Below are 19453 nucleotides of genomic sequence, written 5' to 3'. Positions count from 1 at the left end.
ATTAACGTGCTCGCCCTTGATCAGCTTCATTGAGTTGATGCACCATCTTCTCCAATACTTGGGGAACGGTAATGGCTTGCATGCAGACATTGTTGTGGCACGGTGTCTTACGGTGGTTGGCTGCGCTGACGCAGGGGGAGCATGCGAGATTGGCTGTAATGGCAATCGAGTTACCAACGGAGCCATAGAGTGCTGGAGTTTCTGGTCCAAATAGAACCACAGTACGCAAAGGCGTGACAGCAGAGAAATGACCTGGCCCGGAATCGTTAGTCACCATCACATCAGACAGTGTGTAGAGCGGCGGCAATTCTGCGAAGCTCACTTGACCTGCAAAGTTCAAAGCATTTTTAACATTAGCAACTGCACGAACTTTTTCAACATACTCAAACTCAGCGGGGGAGCCAGTGATCAAAATCAGATCATTGGGATAAAGCTGGTTTAGGCCTTGAATGAGCTCGGAGAAGCGCTGTTGTGCCCAACGTCTTTGAGGCAACAAATCACTTGCATTAGGATTTACCAAGATGAGGCGTTGCTGACCTTGTTTAAATTGAATGCCAAAAGTCTCACTTAGTTTCTCAATGCGTTCGCGAACTTTGTCCAATACTGCTGGATCAATTACCGCCTGCTCTAAGCGAACCTCTGAGTCTGCAATATGTATTTTGCTGAACGGTACTTCTATATCTTTGGCAAATGCCGCATGAATGAGGGACAGGAAATTCTTGGTAATGTGGATGTGTGGGTTGTAGTGAACTTTTCGAGTCAGCATAAAGCCACGCCACAAGCCTTCACCATGAAAGATGTGATAACCCACACGGCGACGAGCACCACAGAGGCCAGTTAGCAGGGCGGTAAAGCGGGAAAATAATTCTAAGTCAATGACGGTGTCGATGCGATGCTTGCGTGCTACAAGTAAAAATTTGAGCGTGTCTTTAATTAGGCCGCCTAAGCTAGAGGAATCAATCGTAAAAATATTCTCAGGCTTTACTGTATTTAATAAGGTCAAGCTGGCACGATTGCTTTTAAAGATCAGAAAAAATAGTTCAGCACCACGTGCCTGCGCGTTACGCATAGCTGGGTCTACCAAAATTGCACTACCCATCTCTGATAACTCAATAAAGAGTAGTTTGCGTGGCGTATCTGGGCCACGACTAAAGAGGTTCTTAATGCCATCCATCAAGGCAACTATTGGGCTTACGATTGCGCAAAGTGGCACACCGACCCAATGGTCAATGGCGCGCATGGTGCTGACGCTAATACTCATAGTTGGACTCTAGAAAATTATTTCCGTTTTAATAAAAAGTAAGCGCCAGGCAACACTGATAAAACAGTAATGGCGCCATAGCTAATGGATGCTAGTACCGTCATAGAAGGACTTACTCCCCACAATGCCAGTACAGAAGAAAGGGTGGCCTCGCGCAAACCCCAGCCAGAAATGCTGATTGGCAACATCAATAAAAGGCTCAATGCGGGTAAGCCAATCATGAGGGCTTCAATAGGTGCGTCTACTCCATAAGCCTTGAGACAGAACAGTAGCGTCAAAATGGTGAGTGAGTGAATGCCAATTGCAAATACCGCTTGAGCTACATTCATGGGCCAAGAAAAGGCTAGCTTAATGCCTGGCAGAGCATGATTCATTTTGAGGCGGTCTAATAATTTTTGCAGCAAATTACAACTAGGGCCCCAGGCCAAAATTGCAGCAATCAGCAGGCCGGAAAAGATCATGATGCCTGTAACTGCATAACCTAAGTCTGTTCCCCAGGCAGCCAAAGTGGCGCCACCCAAGATGAGGCCAAGTCCACCCAGTAAATTGTTTCCCGCTAAGCCCAGTAGGCGATCTACTAAAACCATGGAAAAACTCAGTCGGAGTTTTGGGGTTGCGTGCTCTAGGTCAACGGAGTGATGGAGTTCTTCATCAAGCTCTTTTGCTTCGGTTAATTTTCCGCTGCTATTTAAATGGCTTGCAGTGATGGCGCGATAGCTGTCACCACCAAGCGTACTTGGCAATCCTTGATTGATTAGTCCGCCAGCAAAGTAGAGTGCTACAAAATTGGCGAGGCTTCCTTGAAACCCAACTTTGCGCATTAAAAATCCCCAGCGTAGTCCACCGCAAATAAATGCGGACAGCATGGTCAAGCCTGCTGCCAAAAACCACCAAGGCTGCATCCGAATCTCAGAATCTAAAAGAGCGTGCCAATCAATTCCGCTAGTGGCTTTCCAGAGGAGGGCGACCGATAGCAAAATACGAATCGTGGGCCAAGCCCGTTTGAGGATTGCTTTCCACCCAGATGTGGCTTTTGGGGTGGTTTGGGGTTGTGAACTCATAGGCGTAAGGATAATGCCTTGAGAGTCTAAGGTCTTGAATTTGGGGAATTAACGCGCTATCCCAGCGTCCTGCCAGTTGCGGCAAAGGCTATAGTCAAATTTAGATAAAACCTGCCCAAATCGGATGATTTCTAGGCTGTCTAAGGGTTCGCATAGCTCAAAAGCCAGATTGCCTCCTATTGGCGGCTTAAATGCCATTCCTGACCAATTGATGAGTACAACACTTGCCCCGGCTGGTAATTGCCCAAACCACAGGTCAAACTGATCCTGTCGTTGGTCCAGGACAAAGACAGGAAGTGGTTGGGCATACCAAGCAGCGCGACTACCCAAAGTCCAGTTTTGGACTGCAATACCATTTGCCTTAGTGGCCTGCGCTAATTGAGCCGCTTTTTGACCGGCAAGTTTCCAACCATAGATATCGGCAATTGGATTGGACTTAATGGCGGCGGAACTAATGCCTCCCGCTAATACAAAGCCAAAGCCTAGTAAGCAAATGAGTAATTGCCCAATCAACAAGATGCGAATTGCCAGGCGATGCTGCATAGCCCAAGCTTTGGCTAAGCCAATGCCGGCAAAGGGTGCCAAACAAAACCAGGCAGGAGTAGTCCAGTGGGGTAGGCCGCCGCCTCCAGATAGCGCTGCAAAAATCACAAACGGAATTGCAAAGAAACTCAATAAGGCAATGAGAACCAACTTCTGCGAGTGTAGGCAGTGCTTCAGAAATATATAAACACCTAAAAGCAATAAGGGGCCAAAGCATGCAATCTGAATGCCCATAAAGGCTGCAACTCTGCGCCATACCCAAGTGCCACCACTGCCATGAGCAATTTGATATTTGAATGAGATCCAATCATTAATCCAGTTCCAGTAAAGAACTGGGCTAATGACAATCAAAGCAATTGCTGCTGCAAGCCAAAAGCCGGCTTTGGTAATCCAGGCTTTTTTGGGGGATGCAACGAAAACGAAGAGTAAGGCAAATGCGGTGAAGGCAGCGGTGTACTTACTCAGGCCTGCTAAACCCAGTATCAAGCCGGTAATCACCCAGTCCGCAATGGTGAAATGATCTTTGCGGGTCCAGCGCAAAGCCATCAGCATTAAACCCAAACTTAAGGGGGTAAGTAGGGTATCGGGCAAAAGGCCGATTGCTAAAACATGAGGTAATGGTGCCGCAATAATAGTTAGTACAGCCAGCAATCCACATAGATTGGCAGAGGGAAGGGTGGTAGTTAAGTAGCCCGCATTACGCCCCTGTAGGAGGTGATGAATTTCTAACGTGACTCGATATACGAAGAAAGCAGAAAGCACCCAGAGCAACTCCGGAATCAGACGAATGATTCCCTCAGATGAGGTTAGGGTAACTAGCGGCAACTGGATCCAACCGACTAACGGCGGATGATCAAAGTAACTCCAAGCAAGATGCTTTGCGTATAAAGCGTAATGGGCCTCATCTACAGAGAACTCCACCGAAAAGCCGAGGGCAAAATGCACCAGCGCAGCAATGCAGATGCTGATGAAGGCCCAGCTAGAGGGTGATTGATGGCGCATTTGATGATTTTAGACTTAGCGCACCATTGTTTGGGACAATTCAAGGGATGTCTGCATATAACCACTTTCGATCCCTGCTGCTTGTAACAGCTACGGCCATCTCTTTGGCGGGTTGTGCGGGCTTGACTGGGAACTCGATCGAGAATGAAGCGGGCCAACCATTTAATGCCGATCAGCTACCAGCGCAAGAGGATTTACCGAAATTCTCTGCTGAGAAGCCAAGGGATGGAATGCCAGATGGTTGGCATTTCTATCGTATAGCACCTTATAAAAAGAACACGATTTACCGACTTGAGAAATACCAGGGGCGCACAGTGCTAGCTGCCAATTCCAAAACATCAGCATCTGGTCTTGCAGTAAAGCTTCGTCCGCGCTCAGCACAAAACTTAATGCTTCAGTGGGAGTGGAAGGCGGTAGGGGCAATACCGCAAGCAGACAATGCTGAAAGTCAGAATGACGATGCACCGCTCCGTATTTTGGTGGCTTTCGATGGAAATAAATCTAAGCTTCCCTTAAAAGAAAAACTCACCTTTGAAATGGCTAGTTTAATTAGTGGCCAAGAGATGCCGTATGCCACGGTAATGTATATCTGGTCAGGAAAAAATCCGGTCAATACAGTTCTGAATAATGCCCATACCTCTCGTGTAAAGATGATTGTGGTTGACTCTGGTTGGGATGGTTTGGGCGAGTGGCGTAAACACGAGCGAGATTTGGCGGCAGACTACAAGCTGGCTTATGGTGAGGCGCCAGGTAATGTGATTGGTATTGCACTTCTTACAGATACTGATAACACTAAATCAGAGACCCGTGCCCTTTATGGCGATATTGAGTTGGTGCGCAAGAATCCCAAATAAGCATTAAGAATGCATAGGGCGCCAACGCTTTAGAAGTAGGGCATTGCTCAAGACGCAGAAACTAGAGAGCGCCATCGCACTGCCTGCTAGCATGGGTGATAAATAACCCAGTGCTGCCATTGGTATGCCAATGGTATTAAATGCAAATGCCCAAAATAAATTTTGACGAATCTTGTCCCACGTTTTCTTAGAGATATCAATTGCATCTGCTACCAAAGTAGGGTCTCCGCGCATCAAAGTAATTCCAGCGGCCTGCATCGCCACATCAGTCCCAGTAGACATTGCCATGCCAACATCCGCCGTTGCTAATGCTGGCGCATCGTTTACACCATCACCAATCATCGCTACAAATTGTTTTTGACCTCCAGAACCAGTTTGTAAACGTTGAATGATTTCTGCTTTATTGCTTGGCATCACTTGAGCATAGACTTCATCAATTCCGATGACTTTGCCTACACGGTTTGCGGCAGCTAAATTATCGCCAGAGAGCAGCACTGTTCGAATATGTAATGTATGTAATGCATCAACTGCGGATTTGGCGTTGGGCTTGAGCTCGTCGCCAAAGCTAATTACAGCGATTGGAGTTGATGCTGTATTTTCCATATTGCCCGCATTCATCAATACGGAAACAGTCTGACCCTGTTCTAAATAAGCTTGCGCCTTTTGCAAAATGAGAGGGTATTGACTGCTACCTTCGAGAGAGAAAACGCTTTGAAGGCGAAGTGTTTGGCCTGTAAATGGACCTGCGCTAGGCACGCCTTCAATTCCAATACCAGGCAATCCTTTGCTCGCTGAAGTCGCAATCGGTGCAATGCCTTTATCTTTGGATGCATTTAGGAGCGCCTTAGCTAAAGGATGCTCACTACCCAATTGCAAGCCTGCAGCACTAGCGAGTATTTGATCGACATCTATAGATGAATGCTCAAAAGGAAGCAGTGCCAGCATACGTGGCTTACCAACAGTTAATGTCCCAGTCTTATCAAAGGCGACGAGATTTAGTTTGTGCGCTAGCTCCAATACTTGTGGATCCTTAATCAGAATTCCAAAGCGTGCGGCAACACCAGTGCCCGCCATGATTGCAGCTGGAGTGGCCAAGCCAAGCGCACAAGGGCAGGCAATGACTAGTACAGACACGGCGCGCAATATGGCAATAGAGATGGAGTCTAAGTACAGCCAGTTGCCGATACCAGCGATGAGCGCAAGAATAATGACAGTGGGGACAAAGATGGCACTCACCTGATCTACTAATTTTTGAATCGGCGCTTTTTGAGTTTGCGCTTCTTCTACTAAATTAATAATTTGGGAGAGTACGCTCTCAACACCAACGGCTTCTGCTCTTACGATAAGTACGCCTTCATCATTTAAGGCGCCTCCAATCACTTTTGATTCAATCGATTTTTTAACGGGCGCGCTTTCACCCGTGAGCAGAGATTCATCAACATGGCTAGAGCCAGAAATAATCACGCCGTCGACTGCAATGCGTTCTCCGGGAAGTATCAGCACTCGATCTCCTGGGAGCACTTGATCTAAAGGTAAGTCGCGGTATTGATTTGTACCCATGCCAACCTGGCTTTGTAGATCAACATCGGCGTTTAACACTTTTGCATGCTCAGGCCAGAGTTTTTGCAGGGCGCGAATAGCTTCACTGGTTTGTTGCTTGGCGCGCGCCTCTAGCCATTTGCCCAATAAGACCATGCAAATAATGACTGCTGATCCCTCGAAGTAGAGCTCATGTGCATGATTTGAAGTAAGCAAGAGATATAGACTGAGTCCGTAAGCAGCGCTCGTACCTAGGGCGACCAGTAAGTCCATATTGCCCGCACCAGCCATTAAGGATTTATAGCCCGCTACATAGAAGCGCCACCCTAAAATGAATTGCACTGGTGTGGCTAAGGCCAATTGCCACCAGCCCGATAAAGACCAATGAATACCAAGAGGCATCAATAACATTGGCAAGAAGAGGGGGGCGGAAAGCAAAAAACTGAGGACGACACGACCCAAGCCGTCAGCGGCCCAAAATGACTTGGTATTTTTCTGATCCAAATTGCCCCGAGCTGAACTCTCTTTAGCCTCGTAGCCCGTCTTATTAACTAATGTAATGATTTCTGTCAGGGTGGACGAGCCCCTCCGCACCCGAATCCTTGCCTGCTCGGTAGCTAAGTTGACAGTGGCTGCCTCAACCCCAGGAATCCTGTCCAAAGCTTTTTCAACCCGACTGACGCACGAGGCGCAGGTCATTCCGCCGATATCGAGACTAAAAAACTCTGAATTACTGGATTCTGTAGGGGTCATGTAGAAGATAATCTACTGTAAGGTGAAAAAAAGCCATCCACAACCGTATTTTGACAGTTTTAAGGGGTAGGTTATGTTTACGCTAAAAGTATCAGGAATGACTTGTGGTGGCTGTATTAATGCGGTGACACGAGCTGTTCAGGCCCAAGACCCTCAGGCTCAAGTTCAAGCGGACTTGGCGACTCAGCTTGTAACCCTTGAAACAACCCTAACTCCAGAGCTAGCTGCAGAGCTGATTACAGATGCGGGATTCCCCGTTTTGCAATAGTCTCTCAGTTCGGCTTTAGCAATTTTTTGCATGTGCGGTTAATCTACCCACTATTCCATTATTTGTAGTCAATCCCAGTAGATCCTATTGGGATTCCCTCGCGGGATTGTTTATCTTAGGAGAAGTCGGTGGCGCTTACTGTAGAGGCTGTGCAAGCAGCATTAAAGAATTTAATTGACCCAAATACGCAAATTGATTTTGTGTCGGCAAAGAGCGTCAAAAATTTAAAAGTAGACGGCGGCGATATTAGTTTAGATATCGTTTTGGGTTATCCAGCAAAAAGTCAGTTTGATTCGATTCGAAAATCCGTTATCGCTGTTCTTCGCGAATTACCCGAAGTCAAAAATGTGAGTGTTAATGTCAGCAGTCAAATCGTTGCTCATGCTGTTCAGCGAGGCGTCAAGTTATTGCCTAATGTAAAAAATATTATTGCAGTGGCCAGTGGTAAGGGTGGGGTAGGAAAGTCCACCACAGCGGTAAATCTAGCCTTAGCCTTAGCGGCTGAAGGTGCGCAAGTGGGTATGTTGGACGCAGATATCTACGGCCCGAGTCAGCCGATGATGCTCGGTATTACTGGCAGACCGGAATCCATTGAAGAAAACACGATGGAGCCGATGGAAGGTCACGGCCTGCAAGCAAGCTCAATTGGTTTCTTGATCGATGATGATGCACCGATGGTGTGGCGTGGCCCAATGGTGACCTCAGCTTTAGAGCAGTTACTGCGTCAAACTCGTTGGCGTGATCTGGATTACCTGATTGTGGATATGCCGCCAGGCACTGGTGATATTCAGTTGACGCTGGCACAGAAGGTGCCTGTTACTGGCGCAGTCATTGTGACCACTCCTCAAGACATTGCTTTGCTTGATGCACGCAAGGGTCTCAAGATGTTTGAGAAGGTTGGCGTTCCGATTGTGGGCATCATTGAAAACATGAGCACTTATGTTTGCCCAAGTTGCGGCCATGAGGAGCATGTATTCGGTACTGGCGGTGGTCAGAAGATGTGCAAAGAATACGGCGTTGATTTCTTGGGTGACTTACCGCTGAATTTATCAATTCGTGAACAGGCCGATGCAGGGCGCCCAACAGTAGTGGCTGATCCTGATGGTGCTATTAGTGCAATTTATAAGACGATTGCAAGACGAGTTGCCATTAAAGTGGCGGCCTTGTCTAAAGATATGAGCAGCAAATTTCCTAACATCGTGGTTCAAAATACCTGAGGCCTTATGCGTTTTGCAGTTCTCATGCGCAAGCAGTTCGTTGACAACCCCTGGATTTCTTATCGGTGGGCGCCGCAGGAGGTATTGCCAGATTTTGGTCAATTCAATCATGTAGCTGCCGATGCGGGAAAAATTGTTGGGCAGTTTTTAGGGCGCGATGATGAGGGTGAGTCCTGGTTATTTACTGGATATGAGCTTAATCTTTTCCCGGATGAGGCTGAAGGCTACTACCTGAACCTCTCTGCTGCACAACCTTGTTGGTTTGTGATGTGGCGCTTAGAGGAAGATATTGAGCGCTATATTGATGCTCAGTCCATAGAGTTGGCCAAGTCGGAGTCCACGATTGCTGTCCCGCACCGGATTTGTGTAAGTTACAACGAAGCGGGTCGCTTATTGGATGGTGGCGAATCAGTGGATAACATCCCCCTATCTTTGGAACACGCTTCTTGGTTGCAGGAGTTTGTGAATGAGCATTACCGCCCTGAGCCTAAGAAGCGCCATCGCCCTGAATCTTTCAAAGGCGCTAATCGTGGGGTAGAAGATTAATGGCTGGCGGATTTCTAAATCGTTGGTCGCGCCTTAAATCTGGTGAGCAGCTCGAGCCCGAGAAAAAACAAACTGATCAACTCAAGCAAGAATTAGCATCTAGTTCAGATACAAGCAATCCGAATGCTGTCGCTCAAGACACTCCTCCATCTGCAACCCTCGAAGACGTCGAGAAAATAGATCGCTTTGCACCTGACTTTTCTGCTTTTATGAAGCCAGATGTAGATCCTGCAGTTCAGCAAGCTGCGATGAAGAAGATGTTCTCGGATCCGCACTTCAACATCATGGATGGTCTGGATATTTATATTGATGATTACTCCAAGCCAGACCCCATTCCTTTGGAAATGCTCAAGCGCATGGTGCAGTCCGACATGCTCAATATTTTCCGTAAAGATAAGGATGAGGAAGTCCCGGCCACACAAACTGCTGCCAATGCGGTATCTGAACCGGAAGAGCAGGCTTTACCCCTAGCTCCTCAGACTGATTTAACATCCACCCCAGCACCTATTCAGGAAGTGGGGGATAAAGAGCCCTTGCCCGTGGATAAGAAAACCAGTTAAGAAGAAATCAATGAGTCAAAAATTAGTCTGTAATTGCAATGGAACCATGCCTTTAGATGGAAAGGCGCTTGGTGTCACCATGCATACCTCCTTATGTAGACAGGAGATTGGTTCTGTCATCAAGGCATTCGATGGTAGCGACTCTATCGTGATTGCCTGTACTCAAGAGCGCGCTTTATTTGGTGAGCTGGCCGAGCAATCTGAAAAGCCTTTGATAGCGCCATTACGCTTTGTCAATATTCGTGAGTTGGCTGGCTGGACTCAAGAGGCTAAAACTTCTACACCGAAGATTGCTGCATTGCTTGCCCTGGCGGATATGGCTGAAGCAGAGCCTGTGCCGGTGGTGAATTATGAAAGCCAAGGCCGTTTGCTGATTGTTGGTTCCGGAGATCAGGCTTTGCCTTGGGCTGAAAAACTCAGCGACTCTCTTGATGTCTCGGTTCTCTGCACAGAACCAGGCGCATTGCCGATCGCCAAAAATTTTCCAATCTACACCGGCGAAGTGATTAAGTTGGATGGGTATTTGGGTAAATTTTCTGTTGACTGGAATTTACAAAATCCGATCGATCCTGAGATGTGTACTCGTTGTGGTGCTTGTGTTGAGGCTTGCCCAGAAGGTGCAATTGATGATTCGTTTCAAATTGACTTGGATAAATGCAAATCTCACCGCGCTTGCGTAACAGCCTGCGCTGGTATTGGCGCCATTAATTTTGATCGAGTAGAGCGTCAGCGTAATGCTGAGTTTGATTTGATTATGGATCTACGCGCTGATCCCAAGATGCGTATGAGCCAAACTCCTCAAGGTTACTTTGCCCCCGGAAAAGATCCGCTTGAACAAGCATTAGTGGCAAACCAATTATTAGGTTTAGTTGGTGAATTTGAAAAGCCTAAATACTTTGCTTATAACGAGAAAGTTTGCGCCCATGGCCGTAACGGCAAAGTGGGGTGCAGTGCTTGTATCGATGTCTGCTCTACAGGTGCCATCTCCTCCTTATTTAAGAATGGACAAGGCACGGTAGAAGTCAATCCTAATTTGTGTATGGGTTGTGGCGCCTGCTCCACAGTTTGTCCATCGGGTGCGATGCGCTATAACTACCCAAGCGTGACACATCAGGGTAAAGAGATTAAAACTCTTGCGAATGTATTTACCGCGGAGAGTGCTAAGACTAAACAATCACAAGCGCCTGCTTTGCTATTGCATACCCTTAAGTCGGGCACCCAAGCTCTGGATTCACTGGGACGCTTGGCGCACTTAAGGTCAAAGCAGTTTGAGGGATTGCCATCCTTTGTCCTGCCTTATGGAATTGAGCACATTGCCTCCACAGGCTTAGATCTCTGGCTTGGCGCGCTTAGTTATGGTTTTGGTGAAGTTATTCTGCTGCTGACAGGTGATGAAGATCCTGCATATCGCGCCGCACTAGAAACACAGGTTGATTTGGGCAATGCCATCTTGGCTGCCTATGGTTTTGATGCCAGATTCTCGCTAATACAACTTGGATCTACTGATGATCTCCAGCCTGCATCTGCAGCAATGGGCAAGCTGCGTCAGCGTGGCGCTTTGCCAGCAATTTGTTCGCCTGCCACTTTTGGGTTAGGTAATCAAAAGCGTGAAACTGTCGAGATGGTCTTGGAGCATTTACAAAAGCAAGCTAAAGCACCGCTTCCAGCTGGTGGCGCTGCTTTGCCAAAATCTTCCTTCTTGGGTGGTCTCAATATTAATAAAGATGCCTGCACACTCTGCATGTCTTGTGTGGGTAGCTGTCCCGAAGGCGCTTTGCTTGATAACTTGGACGAACCTAAGCTTTCCTTTATTGAGAAGCAATGCGTTCAGTGCGGTATCTGTGTTCAAACTTGCCCAGAACAAGCCTTATCCCTAGCCCCTCGCTTATTGACCGTAGAGGATCGCAAGCAAAAGGTGGAGCTCAACGAGACCAAGCCTTTCCATTGCATCAGCTGTGGCAAGGTCTTTGGAACTGCCAAGATGGTGGATTTGATGTTGGTGAAGCTGGGTGCTCATGGCGCCTTTGCTGGTGCTGGACTGGATAGACTCAAGATGTGTGGCGATTGTCGCGTTGTAGATATGGTGAAGAAAGAGTTATGAGCGAGCAGATAAAAGAGGGCACCTCTACTGAGGTTGGTGACGTTGGGCTACCAGAGGATTTGGCCAGAGCGGATTTATACGGTTTGATTGCCAGATTCTTTCATCAGCCGCCAGATCAAGAGTTATTAGATCAAATAGCCGCGTCCATTCCAGATGGGCAGGAGAGCCAGCCTGATGACGCACCACTAGCCAAGGTTTGGAATAGCGTGGTTGAGGTTGCTAAAAATAACCCCGCGAAAGCCTGGCACGAGGAGTTTGACCGCAACTTCATTAGCGTAGGTCGCCCTAATGTGATCTTAAACGGCTCTTTTTATATGGCGGGCCATTTAAATGAAAAACCGTTGGTTGATATTCGCCGTGCTTTAGACACTTTTGGCTTGGAGTCGGCTGAGGAGGTTACGGAGACTGAGGATCATCTATCTGCCCTATGTGAGGTGATGCGCTACCTCATAGCTGGGGATGATGTCGAGATCTCCAATCTGACTAATCAACGTGCATTTTTTAATGACCACATCCGTCCTTGGTATGACGAGTTGTGCGATGCAATAGAAGATATTCCAGATATGCATCTTTACCACCCGGTTGCTGCTTTAACCAGGGAGTTTCTAGCCATCGAAGGGCAGAGTTTTGACATGATTTAATGTTGCGCTGCACAAGAGGAAAACCCCTAGAAGAAAAAAAATTCCAAATATGCAAAAAATACAATTACCAATTACACTTTGACCTATATCAAATTTGCACTAACCAGGAGCATGCGATGACCACTAAATCCGCAACTGCAGTAAATGAAGAAAACAAACCTTCACGCAGAAAGTTTTTTATCGGAGCGGGTGCCACCGTTGGTGCCGTTGCCGTTGCTTCGCAAACCTCAATTGGTAAGGCAGTAATCCAAGAAATCGGTAGCACTGTTCAGGGCAAAGATGACGGCTATCAGTTGTCTGCGCATATTCGTAAGTATTACGAAACCACCATGCTTTAAACCCAGTTGTTAATGAAGTCGTTTCCAAATAATTAAATAAAAATATTTTTCAGGGACAACATATGAGTCTGACTCGTAAATCCAATACCCCACAGAGCGGTCGCTCTACACCTGCATCACGCCTCATCGGTAGTTTGTCACGTGGACTTCAGTCTGCAGTGCCAACGATGGATCGTCGTACCTTCCTCAAGCGCTCTGGCGTTGGCGTTGGTGCTGGTATCGCAGCAAGCCAATTAAGTTTGGTGCAAAAAGCGGTTGCTGAGCCTAGTAAAGCAATGCTAGATGGCAAGGGCAAGATTGAAGTTAAGAGAACGATTTGTACTCACTGCTCCGTAGGTTGCGCAACTGACGCTACTGTTGAGAATGGTGTTTGGGTTCGTCAAGACTCTGCATTTGATTCCCCGATTAACTTGGGCGCTTATTGTGCCAAGGGTGCGTCATTGCGCGAGCATGGACACGGAGATTTCCGTCTTCGTTACCCAATGAAGCTGGTTGATGGTAAATACCAAAGAATTTCTTGGGATCAAGCTTTAACTGAAATTACTGCACAGATGAAAGACTTGCGCAGCAAGTACAGCCCAGATTCACTGTTCTTTATCGGCTCTTCTAAGCACAATAACGAACAAGCTTATTTAATGCGTAAGTGGGTTTCTTTCTTCGGAACCAACAATACAGACCATCAAGCTCGTATCTGTCACTCCACTACAGTTGCCGGTGTTGCTAACACCTGGGGCTATGGCGCGATGACCAATAGTTACAACGACATGATGAATGCCAAGGCAGCTTTGTATATTGGATCAAATGCTGCAGAAGCGCATCCAGTATCCATGCTCAGCTTGTTGCATGCAAAAGAAAATGGCTGCAAGGTTATCGTAGTTGACCCACGCTACACACGTACTGCAGCGAAGTCTGATCAGTATGTCCGTATTCGCTCGGGTACTGATATTCCATTCTTGTTTGGTGTTCTGTATCACATCTTCAACAATGGTTGGGAAGATAAGAAGTACATCAATGACCGCGTGTACGGCATGGATGAGATCCGCAAAGAAGTCATGGAGAAGTGGACTCCAAAGAATGTAGAAGAGGCTTGCGGAGTTCCAGAAGCGCAGATGTATAAAGTTGCTGAAACAATGGCTAAGAATCGTCCAAGCACATTGGTCTGGTGTATGGGTCAAACACAGCACACCATTGGTAATGCCATGGTTCGTGCGTCTTGCATCCTGCAATTGGCCTTAGGCAACATCGGTAAGTCCGGTGGCGGCGCAAACATTTTCCGCGGTCATGATAACGTTCAAGGCGCAACTGACGTTGGTCCTAACCCAGATTCATTACCTGGCTACTATGGTCTTGCAGCGGGCTCATGGAAGCATTTCGCATCTGTATGGGGTGTTGATTACGATTGGATTAAAGGTCGTTACGCTCCAGACATGATGGAGAAATCGGGTACTACGGTATCTCGTTGGGTTGATGCGGTGCTCGAAAAGAATGACATGATTGATCAGCAAACCAATGTAAAAGGTTTGTTCTTCTGGGGTCATGCACCGAACTCACAAACTCGTGGCTTAGATATGAAGCGCGCGATGGATAAGTTGGATTTATTGGTTGTTGTTGACCCATATCCAAGTGCTACTGCAGCCATGGCAGCAATGCCACCTGCAGAAGGTCAGACAGTAAACAAAAATCGGAATGTTTACTTATTGCCAGCCACCACTCAGTTTGAAACAACTGGTTCGTGCACAGCTTCAAACCGCTCATTGCAGTGGCGTGAGAAGGTGATTGATCCACTGTTCGAGTCTGTTCCTGACCATGTGATCATGCAGGCATTTGCTGACCGCCTTGGTTTCGGTGAAGAGCTTTCAAAGAACTACAAGATGCTCAATTCCAAATTTGCTGGTAAGCAATGGAAAGAGCCTCAAATTGAAGATATCTTGCGTGAAATTAACCGCTCTGTTTGGACGATTGGTTACACCGGTCAAACCCCTGAGCGTTTAAAAGCTCACATGAGAATGGCGGGCGTATTTGATCCGAAGACCTTGAAGTCACGCGGTGGTGTTGATCCGGTGACTGGTTACGATACAACTGGTGATTACTACGGCTTGCCTTGGCCTTGCTACGGTACTGCTGCGATTAAGCATCCTGGTTCACCAAACCTCTATGACACCAGCAAGAGCGTCATGGAAGGCGGCGGTAATTTCCGTGCCAACTTTGGTGTTGAAAAAGACGGTAAGAATTTGTTGGCTGAAGATGGGTCTTACTCTAAGGGCTCAGCAATTACTACTGGCTACCCAGAGTTTGACCATGTATTCATGAAGAAGTTGGGCTGGTGGAGTCAACTGACTGAGGAAGAACAAAAGGCAGCTGAAGGTAAAAACTGGAAGACTGACTTGTCAGGCGGTATCCAGCGCGTTGTTATGAAAAACGGTTGCCATCCATTTGGTAACGCAAAAGCGCGCGCAGTGGTTTGGAACTTCCCGGATGCCATTCCAACTCACCGTGAAGCGCTCTACAGTACTAATGAGCCAATGATGCGTAAGTACCCAACATCTGCGGATAAGAAGAATTTCTGGCGCTTGCCGACTCTCTACAAAACAGTTCAGGATAAGAACTTGAATGAGAAGCTCTACGAGAAGTTCCCAATCATTTTGACCTCTGGTCGTTTGGTTGAGTACGAAGGTGGAGGAGACGAAACTCGTTCCAACCCATGGTTGGCTGAGTTGCAACAAGAAAACTTCGTGGAGATCAATCCTAAAGCTGCAGAAGTTCGCGGCATTAAGAATTGGGATTACGTATGGGTTAAGTCACCAACAGGCGCCAAGATCAAAGTGCGTGCATTGGTAACTCCACGCGTTGATCAAGGTACTGCATTCGTACCATTCCACTTTGCTGGTTGGTGGCAAGGCAACGACTTGCGCAAATATTACCCAGAGGGCGCTGCCCCAGTAGTTCAAGGTGAAGCAGTGAACACTGCAACAACCTATGGCTACGATCAGGTAACGATGATGCAAGAAACCAAAACCACCATGTGCCAAATCGAAAAATTTGCCTAAGTTAAAAAATAAAGTCAGGAGAACATCATGGCAAGAATGAAATTTATTTGCGATACAGAGCGATGCATTGAGTGCAACGGCTGTGTCACGGCTTGTAAGAACGATAACGAAGTACCTTGGGGCATTACCCGTCGCCGCGTTGTAACGGTAAATGACGGTGTAATTGGTCAAGAGAAATCTGTCTCAGTAGCTTGTATGCACTGTTCAGATGCGCCTTGTATGGCCGTCTGCCCAGTCGATTGCTTCTATCGCACCGATGAGGGTGTAGTGCTGCATGACAAAGATATCTGCATTGGTTGCGGCTATTGCTCTTTTGCCTGCCCATTTGGTGCGCCTCAATTCTTGAGCAAGGGCGCCTTTGGTTCCCGCAGCAAGATGGACAAGTGCACATTCTGTAGCGGTGGTCCAGAAGCTAACGGTAGCGTTGCTGAGTTTGAGAAGTATGGTCGTAACCGCTTGGCTGAAGGTAAGTTGCCTTTATGTGCTGAGATGTGTTCAACCAAGGCTTTGATTGGTGGCGATGATGAAGTGATTTCTTCAATTTACGCTAAACGGGTATCCGTACGTGAAGCGAACGGGAGATATCCAAGTAACGATATCTTCGGTTGGTCTACGGCTTATGGTCCATCAGGATCGCCTGCACCTAAACCAACACCTGCTGACAAAATTCCAGGAGCAAAGTCATGAAATTGAATTTCAAAACTCTCGGTCTATGCATAGCAGCTGGCGCTTTATTGGCTGCTTGTTCAGAACCTCCTGAAATTGCAGCAAAAGCTGCAAAGCGTCCAGACGTAGCTCCTTACATGGGTGCTGACAATGGATTCATGACGAAGGGTTGGACTCCGGGTGATCAAGCCAGTTGGACGGAGGCGATTAACAAGCGCAATCAGAAGCAATCTGAGTATTCACGCGCTAAGTGATCAGTTAAACAACAATAAATAAAACGAAAACGTTTAAGGATATTTGTATGAATCGATCATTTTCAAGTGTTAGTCGCTCCTGGGTCTTGGCTCTGGGCGTATCACTTAGCTTGCTAAGCGGTGTGAGCTTGGCCGAGCGTGCGCCAATGCAACCATTGCCATCACCAAGCGGAATTGATATTCCTAAGAATCTCAATGCAATTCCTAATGGCACTCAAGCTCAATCACAACCAGCAAATACTGCGCCTAAAGAGGGTGCAATTTGGGATACGGCTAATAGCGATCCTTACAACTACGTGAGCATTCCAGACAAAGAAGCGAGTGTATTGATTCAGCGCTCAGGTCAGCAGTGGCGCTTAATTCGTAACGGCGTGATTACTGTCTATGGTGGCTGGTTACTAGCTATTGCATTCTTTGGTGTGATTGCAATGTATACCCTCAAGGGCTCAATCAAGCTACATGAGCCGATGTCTGGTGTAAAGATCAAGCGTTTCAATGGCTTTGATCGACTGACCCATTGGACTATGGCATTTAGCTTTATTGCTCTTGCATTTACTGGCTTGTTGATTTTGTACGGCAAGTTCTTTGCCATGCCATTGATGGGTGGTGCAGCTTATGGCTCATTCTTAATGGTTTGCAAAAACATTCATAACTTTGTTGGTCCGCTATTTACATTAAGCATCGTTATTTTCTTCCTCCTCTTTGTTCGCAAGAACATTTTCGGAGAGGGTGACATGGCTTGGTTAATGTCTTTCGGTGGAATCTTCTCTGGTAAGCATGTGCCAGCCGGCTTCTTTAATTTTGGTGAGAAGTTCTGGTTCTGGTTTGGTATGGTTTTCTTGGGCTTGATTATTTCTGCCTCAGGATTTGTGCTCGATATGATCGTGCCATTCATGGATATCCAGTACTTGCGCGGCACTATGCAATTAGCCAACATCATCCATAGCTCCGCTGCTATCTTGATGACCGCAATGGCAATGGGTCACATCTACATTGGTACGATTGGTATGCAGGGCTCAATCGACGGCATGAAGACTGGCTATGTTGACGCTACTTGGGCTAAAGAGCACCATGAGCTCTGGTATGACAAGATTAATAAATAAGGACATGGCCATGAAAAAAATCATTGCTTTCACTCTCTGTTCATTTGCAAGTGCTGCTGCATTCGCTGCCTTGCCGCCTTTGACGCCAGAGGCTCAAGCAGCAGCCGATCTTGCAAAAGCTAAGACAGCATATTCTGGAAGGGTTGGGGCTTATCAGCTTTGCCAATCTATGAATAAGGTGGCTGATAAATTCCGAGTGGCTGGTACGCCTGCCCCTGCAGCTTGTGTAGCACCGCCACCATTTGTAGCACCGGTGGCAGCAGCAGCTGCTCCAGCGCCAGCAGCAAAGTAATTAGTCGGCGAGCAACTCTTGATGTAAGTAGCGCTTAGCTGCTTGTGTTTGAGGATCGGCAAAGAAAGGACCTACGGGTCCTTTTTCTTTTATCTGACCCTGATCGATGAAGATGATGTACTCCGCCAGTCTTTGCACTTGTGCGAGTTGGTGGGAGGTGAAGATGACATCTGAACCCTGCAGCTTAAATTGACGCATCATTTCTTCAACTTGCTCTGTGGTGTTTGGGTCTAAATTGGCCGTAGGTTCATCTAGTAAAACCAGATTCGGCTTTTGCAAAATAGCGCGACCTAAACACAACTTTTGCCTTTCTCCTGCGGAGAGCTTATGCGCAGGGCTATTGGCAAGTTGGCTTAAGCCGATCTGCTCCATGACTGCATTAATGGCGGCTGAGTGAATTGAGGGATCAGAGTCCTTGACCATGGCCATGTTGGCTCTCGCTGAAGCCTTGATCATTGGCGTATGGTGCAATACCAGCGATGACTTAACGGGTCCATTCGAATAGGTGATGGTGCCTGAATCCGGTTTAATCAAGCCATCGATTAGCTTGAGGAAGGTTGTTTTTCCAGCGCCATTGGGGCCAATGCAGGCACAGATTCGATCGGCGGGAATAATGGCATGAGGAATATCTAGAATGATGCGCCCATCGCTTTTGACGATGACGCCTTTCAGTTCGATAAATTGCTTAAATTGTTCGGAGGTATTAACCATAGCGACGCTCCGCAATCTCGCGTACTGCAAATGTAAAGAGGTTTGCCAGTAGCACAATAGCTAGCAGCACAATACCTAAGGCTAGAGCTAAGGGTAGATCACCCTTGCTGGTTTCTAGTGCAATGGCTGTGGTCATAGTGCGGGTGGAGTGATCAATATTCCCACCTACGATCATTACAGCGCCAACTTCCGATATTGCCCTAGCTAGTCCAGCCAATATGGCAATCGTGAGTGAAAAGCGGCAGTCCCAAACTAGCCATTTCAGGGCAGAAAGCCTTGGCAGTCGAAGTGCCATAAATGATTCCCGATGAATTCTCCAGGAATCTTCTAGAATTTGGCGGCTTAGAGCCGCAATTAAGGGGGTTGTGAGCAGTGTTTGGGCTAGGATCATGCCCTTGGGTGTAAAAAGCCATCCCCATACGCCTAAGGGCCCTGTACGTGAAAGCAGGAGGTAGACCACGACGCCAACGATCACTGTTGGGACGCCCATGAGCGTATTCAGAGTGATCGTAATTGTCTGCTTACCCTTAAATTCTTCTGTTGCCAGCAGGGCGCCGATGGGCAAGCCAAGCAATGTGCCGAGCAGCAAAGCGCTCAAGCTGACTAAGAGGGAGACCTGCACAATACCGATAACCCCAGCATCGAGATGTGCGAGGAGTGAAAAGGCGTCCTGAAAGGTCGTAAACATGGGCTCGA

19 protein-coding genes are annotated in these 19453 nt (G+C 47.3%); 13 read left to right on the top strand and 6 right to left on the bottom strand.

Annotated features, from left to right (window positions below):
* Position 1: 1 nt before the first annotated feature.
* The 3 genes from ICN16_RS02755 to ICN16_RS02745 are packed head-to-tail and all read right to left on the bottom strand — an operon-like array spanning position 2 to position 3867.
* The gene (locus tag ICN16_RS02755; protein WP_216133742.1) at positions 2 to 1261 is read right to left on the bottom strand and encodes a glycosyltransferase family 9 protein; all 1260 of its coding nucleotides are present in this window, start codon (positions 1259 to 1261) and stop codon (positions 2 to 4) included.
* A gap of 17 nt (positions 1262 to 1278) precedes the next feature.
* Positions 1279 to 2322, bottom strand: a complete 1044-nt coding sequence (locus ICN16_RS02750; RefSeq protein ID WP_216133740.1) for a lysylphosphatidylglycerol synthase transmembrane domain-containing protein — start codon at positions 2320 to 2322, stop codon at positions 1279 to 1281.
* Positions 2323 to 2370: 48 nt separating this feature from the next.
* A complete protein-coding gene (locus ICN16_RS02745; RefSeq protein WP_216133738.1) occupies positions 2371 to 3867 on the bottom strand; it encodes a glycosyltransferase family 39 protein in 1497 nt (498 codons plus the stop codon).
* Positions 3868 to 3914: 47 nt separating this feature from the next.
* On the opposite strand from ICN16_RS02745, the gene ICN16_RS02740 reads away from it, so the two are divergent.
* Positions 3915 to 4721 (top strand): DUF3047 domain-containing protein, encoded by an 807-nt coding sequence (locus ICN16_RS02740; protein WP_216133730.1) that lies wholly within the window; start codon positions 3915 to 3917, stop codon positions 4719 to 4721.
* A gap of 3 nt (positions 4722 to 4724) precedes the next feature.
* Here the strand turns inward: ICN16_RS02740 and ICN16_RS02735 are convergent, their stop codons facing one another.
* The gene (locus ICN16_RS02735; protein WP_216133728.1) at positions 4725 to 7013 is read right to left on the bottom strand and encodes a cation-translocating P-type ATPase; all 2289 of its coding nucleotides are present in this window, start codon (positions 7011 to 7013) and stop codon (positions 4725 to 4727) included.
* 73 nt (positions 7014 to 7086) lie between these two features.
* Here ICN16_RS02735 and ICN16_RS02730 point away from each other — a divergent pair, with 73 nt between their 5' ends.
* The 12 genes from ICN16_RS02730 to ICN16_RS02675 all read left to right on the top strand — a co-directional run bounded on the left by ICN16_RS02730 (position 7087) and on the right by ICN16_RS02675 (position 18046).
* Positions 7087 to 7281, top strand: a complete 195-nt coding sequence (locus tag ICN16_RS02730; RefSeq protein ID WP_216133726.1) for a heavy-metal-associated domain-containing protein — start codon at positions 7087 to 7089, stop codon at positions 7279 to 7281.
* Positions 7282 to 7409: 128 nt separating this feature from the next.
* Positions 7410 to 8498 (top strand): iron-sulfur cluster carrier protein ApbC, encoded by a 1089-nt coding sequence (gene apbC / locus ICN16_RS02725; RefSeq protein ID WP_216133724.1) that lies wholly within the window; start codon positions 7410 to 7412, stop codon positions 8496 to 8498.
* Between the two features lie 6 nt (positions 8499 to 8504).
* Positions 8505 to 9044, top strand: a complete 540-nt coding sequence (locus ICN16_RS02720) for a DUF3305 domain-containing protein (RefSeq protein WP_216133722.1) — start codon at positions 8505 to 8507, stop codon at positions 9042 to 9044.
* Positions 9044 to 9604 carry a DUF3306 domain-containing protein gene (locus tag ICN16_RS02715; RefSeq protein ID WP_216133720.1) on the top strand — a complete coding sequence of 187 codons (561 nt, stop codon included), beginning with the start codon at positions 9044 to 9046 and terminating at the stop codon, positions 9602 to 9604. Before ICN16_RS02720 ends, ICN16_RS02715 begins: the two co-directional genes overlap by 1 nt.
* 10 nt (positions 9605 to 9614) lie before the next feature.
* Positions 9615 to 11705 carry a 4Fe-4S binding protein gene (locus ICN16_RS02710; protein ID WP_216133718.1) on the top strand — a complete coding sequence of 697 codons (2091 nt, stop codon included), beginning with the start codon at positions 9615 to 9617 and terminating at the stop codon, positions 11703 to 11705.
* Positions 11702 to 12346 carry a molecular chaperone gene (locus ICN16_RS02705; protein WP_216133716.1) on the top strand — a complete coding sequence of 215 codons (645 nt, stop codon included), beginning with the start codon at positions 11702 to 11704 and terminating at the stop codon, positions 12344 to 12346. Before ICN16_RS02710 ends, ICN16_RS02705 begins: the two co-directional genes overlap by 4 nt.
* Before the next feature lie 116 nt (positions 12347 to 12462).
* Positions 12463 to 12684 carry a hypothetical protein gene (locus tag ICN16_RS02700; RefSeq protein WP_015421362.1) on the top strand — a complete coding sequence of 74 codons (222 nt, stop codon included), beginning with the start codon at positions 12463 to 12465 and terminating at the stop codon, positions 12682 to 12684.
* A 62-nt stretch (positions 12685 to 12746) separates the two neighbouring features.
* Positions 12747 to 15731, top strand: coding sequence for a formate dehydrogenase subunit alpha (locus tag ICN16_RS02695; protein ID WP_216133714.1), 2985 nt, complete (start codon positions 12747 to 12749; stop codon positions 15729 to 15731).
* A gap of 27 nt (positions 15732 to 15758) precedes the next feature.
* Entirely contained in the window at positions 15759 to 16418 is a 660-nt protein-coding gene (fdh3B, locus tag ICN16_RS02690) for a formate dehydrogenase FDH3 subunit beta (protein WP_215333439.1), read from the top strand.
* A complete protein-coding gene (locus tag ICN16_RS02685) occupies positions 16415 to 16651 on the top strand; it encodes a hypothetical protein (RefSeq protein ID WP_216133708.1) in 237 nt (78 codons plus the stop codon). Before fdh3B ends, ICN16_RS02685 begins: the two co-directional genes overlap by 4 nt.
* 47 nt (positions 16652 to 16698) lie before the next feature.
* The gene (locus ICN16_RS02680; protein WP_216133705.1) at positions 16699 to 17754 is read left to right on the top strand and encodes a formate dehydrogenase subunit gamma; all 1056 of its coding nucleotides are present in this window, start codon (positions 16699 to 16701) and stop codon (positions 17752 to 17754) included.
* Between the two features lie 10 nt (positions 17755 to 17764).
* Complete coding sequence (locus ICN16_RS02675) at positions 17765 to 18046, top strand: hypothetical protein (RefSeq protein ID WP_216133703.1); 282 nt, start codon at positions 17765 to 17767, stop codon at positions 18044 to 18046.
* Here ICN16_RS02675 and ICN16_RS02670 read toward each other — a convergent pair whose 3' ends face one another.
* Both ICN16_RS02670 and ICN16_RS02665 read right to left on the bottom strand, forming a co-directional pair.
* A complete protein-coding gene (locus tag ICN16_RS02670; protein WP_216133694.1) occupies positions 18047 to 18757 on the bottom strand; it encodes an ATP-binding cassette domain-containing protein in 711 nt (236 codons plus the stop codon).
* Positions 18750 to 19445, bottom strand: coding sequence for an ABC transporter permease (locus tag ICN16_RS02665; protein ID WP_216133692.1), 696 nt, complete (start codon positions 19443 to 19445; stop codon positions 18750 to 18752). Before ICN16_RS02665 ends, ICN16_RS02670 begins: the two co-directional genes overlap by 8 nt.
* Positions 19446 to 19453: the final 8 nt, after the last annotated feature.

This window comes from Polynucleobacter sp. es-MAR-4 (assembly GCF_018882055.1).
Taxonomy (GTDB): Bacteria; Pseudomonadota; Gammaproteobacteria; order Burkholderiales; family Burkholderiaceae; genus Polynucleobacter.
The sequence above is the reverse complement of the archived record's forward strand: the minus strand, read 5'-3'. Positions and strand labels throughout refer to the sequence as shown.

Coding starts and splice junctions, on each gene's coding strand:
- ICN16_RS02755 (WP_216133742.1), bottom strand. CDS start 1,261: ATGAGTATTAGCGTCAGCACCATGCGCGCCATTGACCATTGGGTCGGT.
- ICN16_RS02700 (WP_015421362.1), top strand. CDS start 12,463: ATGACCACTAAATCCGCAACTGCAGTAAATGAAGAAAACAAACCTTCA.
- ICN16_RS02680 (WP_216133705.1), top strand. CDS start 16,699: ATGAATCGATCATTTTCAAGTGTTAGTCGCTCCTGGGTCTTGGCTCTG.
- ICN16_RS02710 (WP_216133718.1), top strand. CDS start 9,615: ATGAGTCAAAAATTAGTCTGTAATTGCAATGGAACCATGCCTTTAGAT.
- ICN16_RS02665 (WP_216133692.1), bottom strand. CDS start 19,445: ATGTTTACGACCTTTCAGGACGCCTTTTCACTCCTCGCACATCTCGAT.
- ICN16_RS02750 (WP_216133740.1), bottom strand. CDS start 2,322: ATGAGTTCACAACCCCAAACCACCCCAAAAGCCACATCTGGGTGGAAA.
- ICN16_RS02715 (WP_216133720.1), top strand. CDS start 9,044: ATGGCTGGCGGATTTCTAAATCGTTGGTCGCGCCTTAAATCTGGTGAG.
- ICN16_RS02735 (WP_216133728.1), bottom strand. CDS start 7,013: ATGACCCCTACAGAATCCAGTAATTCAGAGTTTTTTAGTCTCGATATC.
- ICN16_RS02720 (WP_216133722.1), top strand. CDS start 8,505: ATGCGTTTTGCAGTTCTCATGCGCAAGCAGTTCGTTGACAACCCCTGG.
- ICN16_RS02730 (WP_216133726.1), top strand. CDS start 7,087: ATGTTTACGCTAAAAGTATCAGGAATGACTTGTGGTGGCTGTATTAAT.
- ICN16_RS02685 (WP_216133708.1), top strand. CDS start 16,415: ATGAAATTGAATTTCAAAACTCTCGGTCTATGCATAGCAGCTGGCGCT.
- ICN16_RS02740 (WP_216133730.1), top strand. CDS start 3,915: ATGTCTGCATATAACCACTTTCGATCCCTGCTGCTTGTAACAGCTACG.
- ICN16_RS02705 (WP_216133716.1), top strand. CDS start 11,702: ATGAGCGAGCAGATAAAAGAGGGCACCTCTACTGAGGTTGGTGACGTT.
- ICN16_RS02745 (WP_216133738.1), bottom strand. CDS start 3,867: ATGCGCCATCAATCACCCTCTAGCTGGGCCTTCATCAGCATCTGCATT.
- ICN16_RS02695 (WP_216133714.1), top strand. CDS start 12,747: ATGAGTCTGACTCGTAAATCCAATACCCCACAGAGCGGTCGCTCTACA.
- ICN16_RS02675 (WP_216133703.1), top strand. CDS start 17,765: ATGAAAAAAATCATTGCTTTCACTCTCTGTTCATTTGCAAGTGCTGCT.
- ICN16_RS02670 (WP_216133694.1), bottom strand. CDS start 18,757: ATGGTTAATACCTCCGAACAATTTAAGCAATTTATCGAACTGAAAGGC.
- fdh3B (WP_215333439.1), top strand. CDS start 15,759: ATGGCAAGAATGAAATTTATTTGCGATACAGAGCGATGCATTGAGTGC.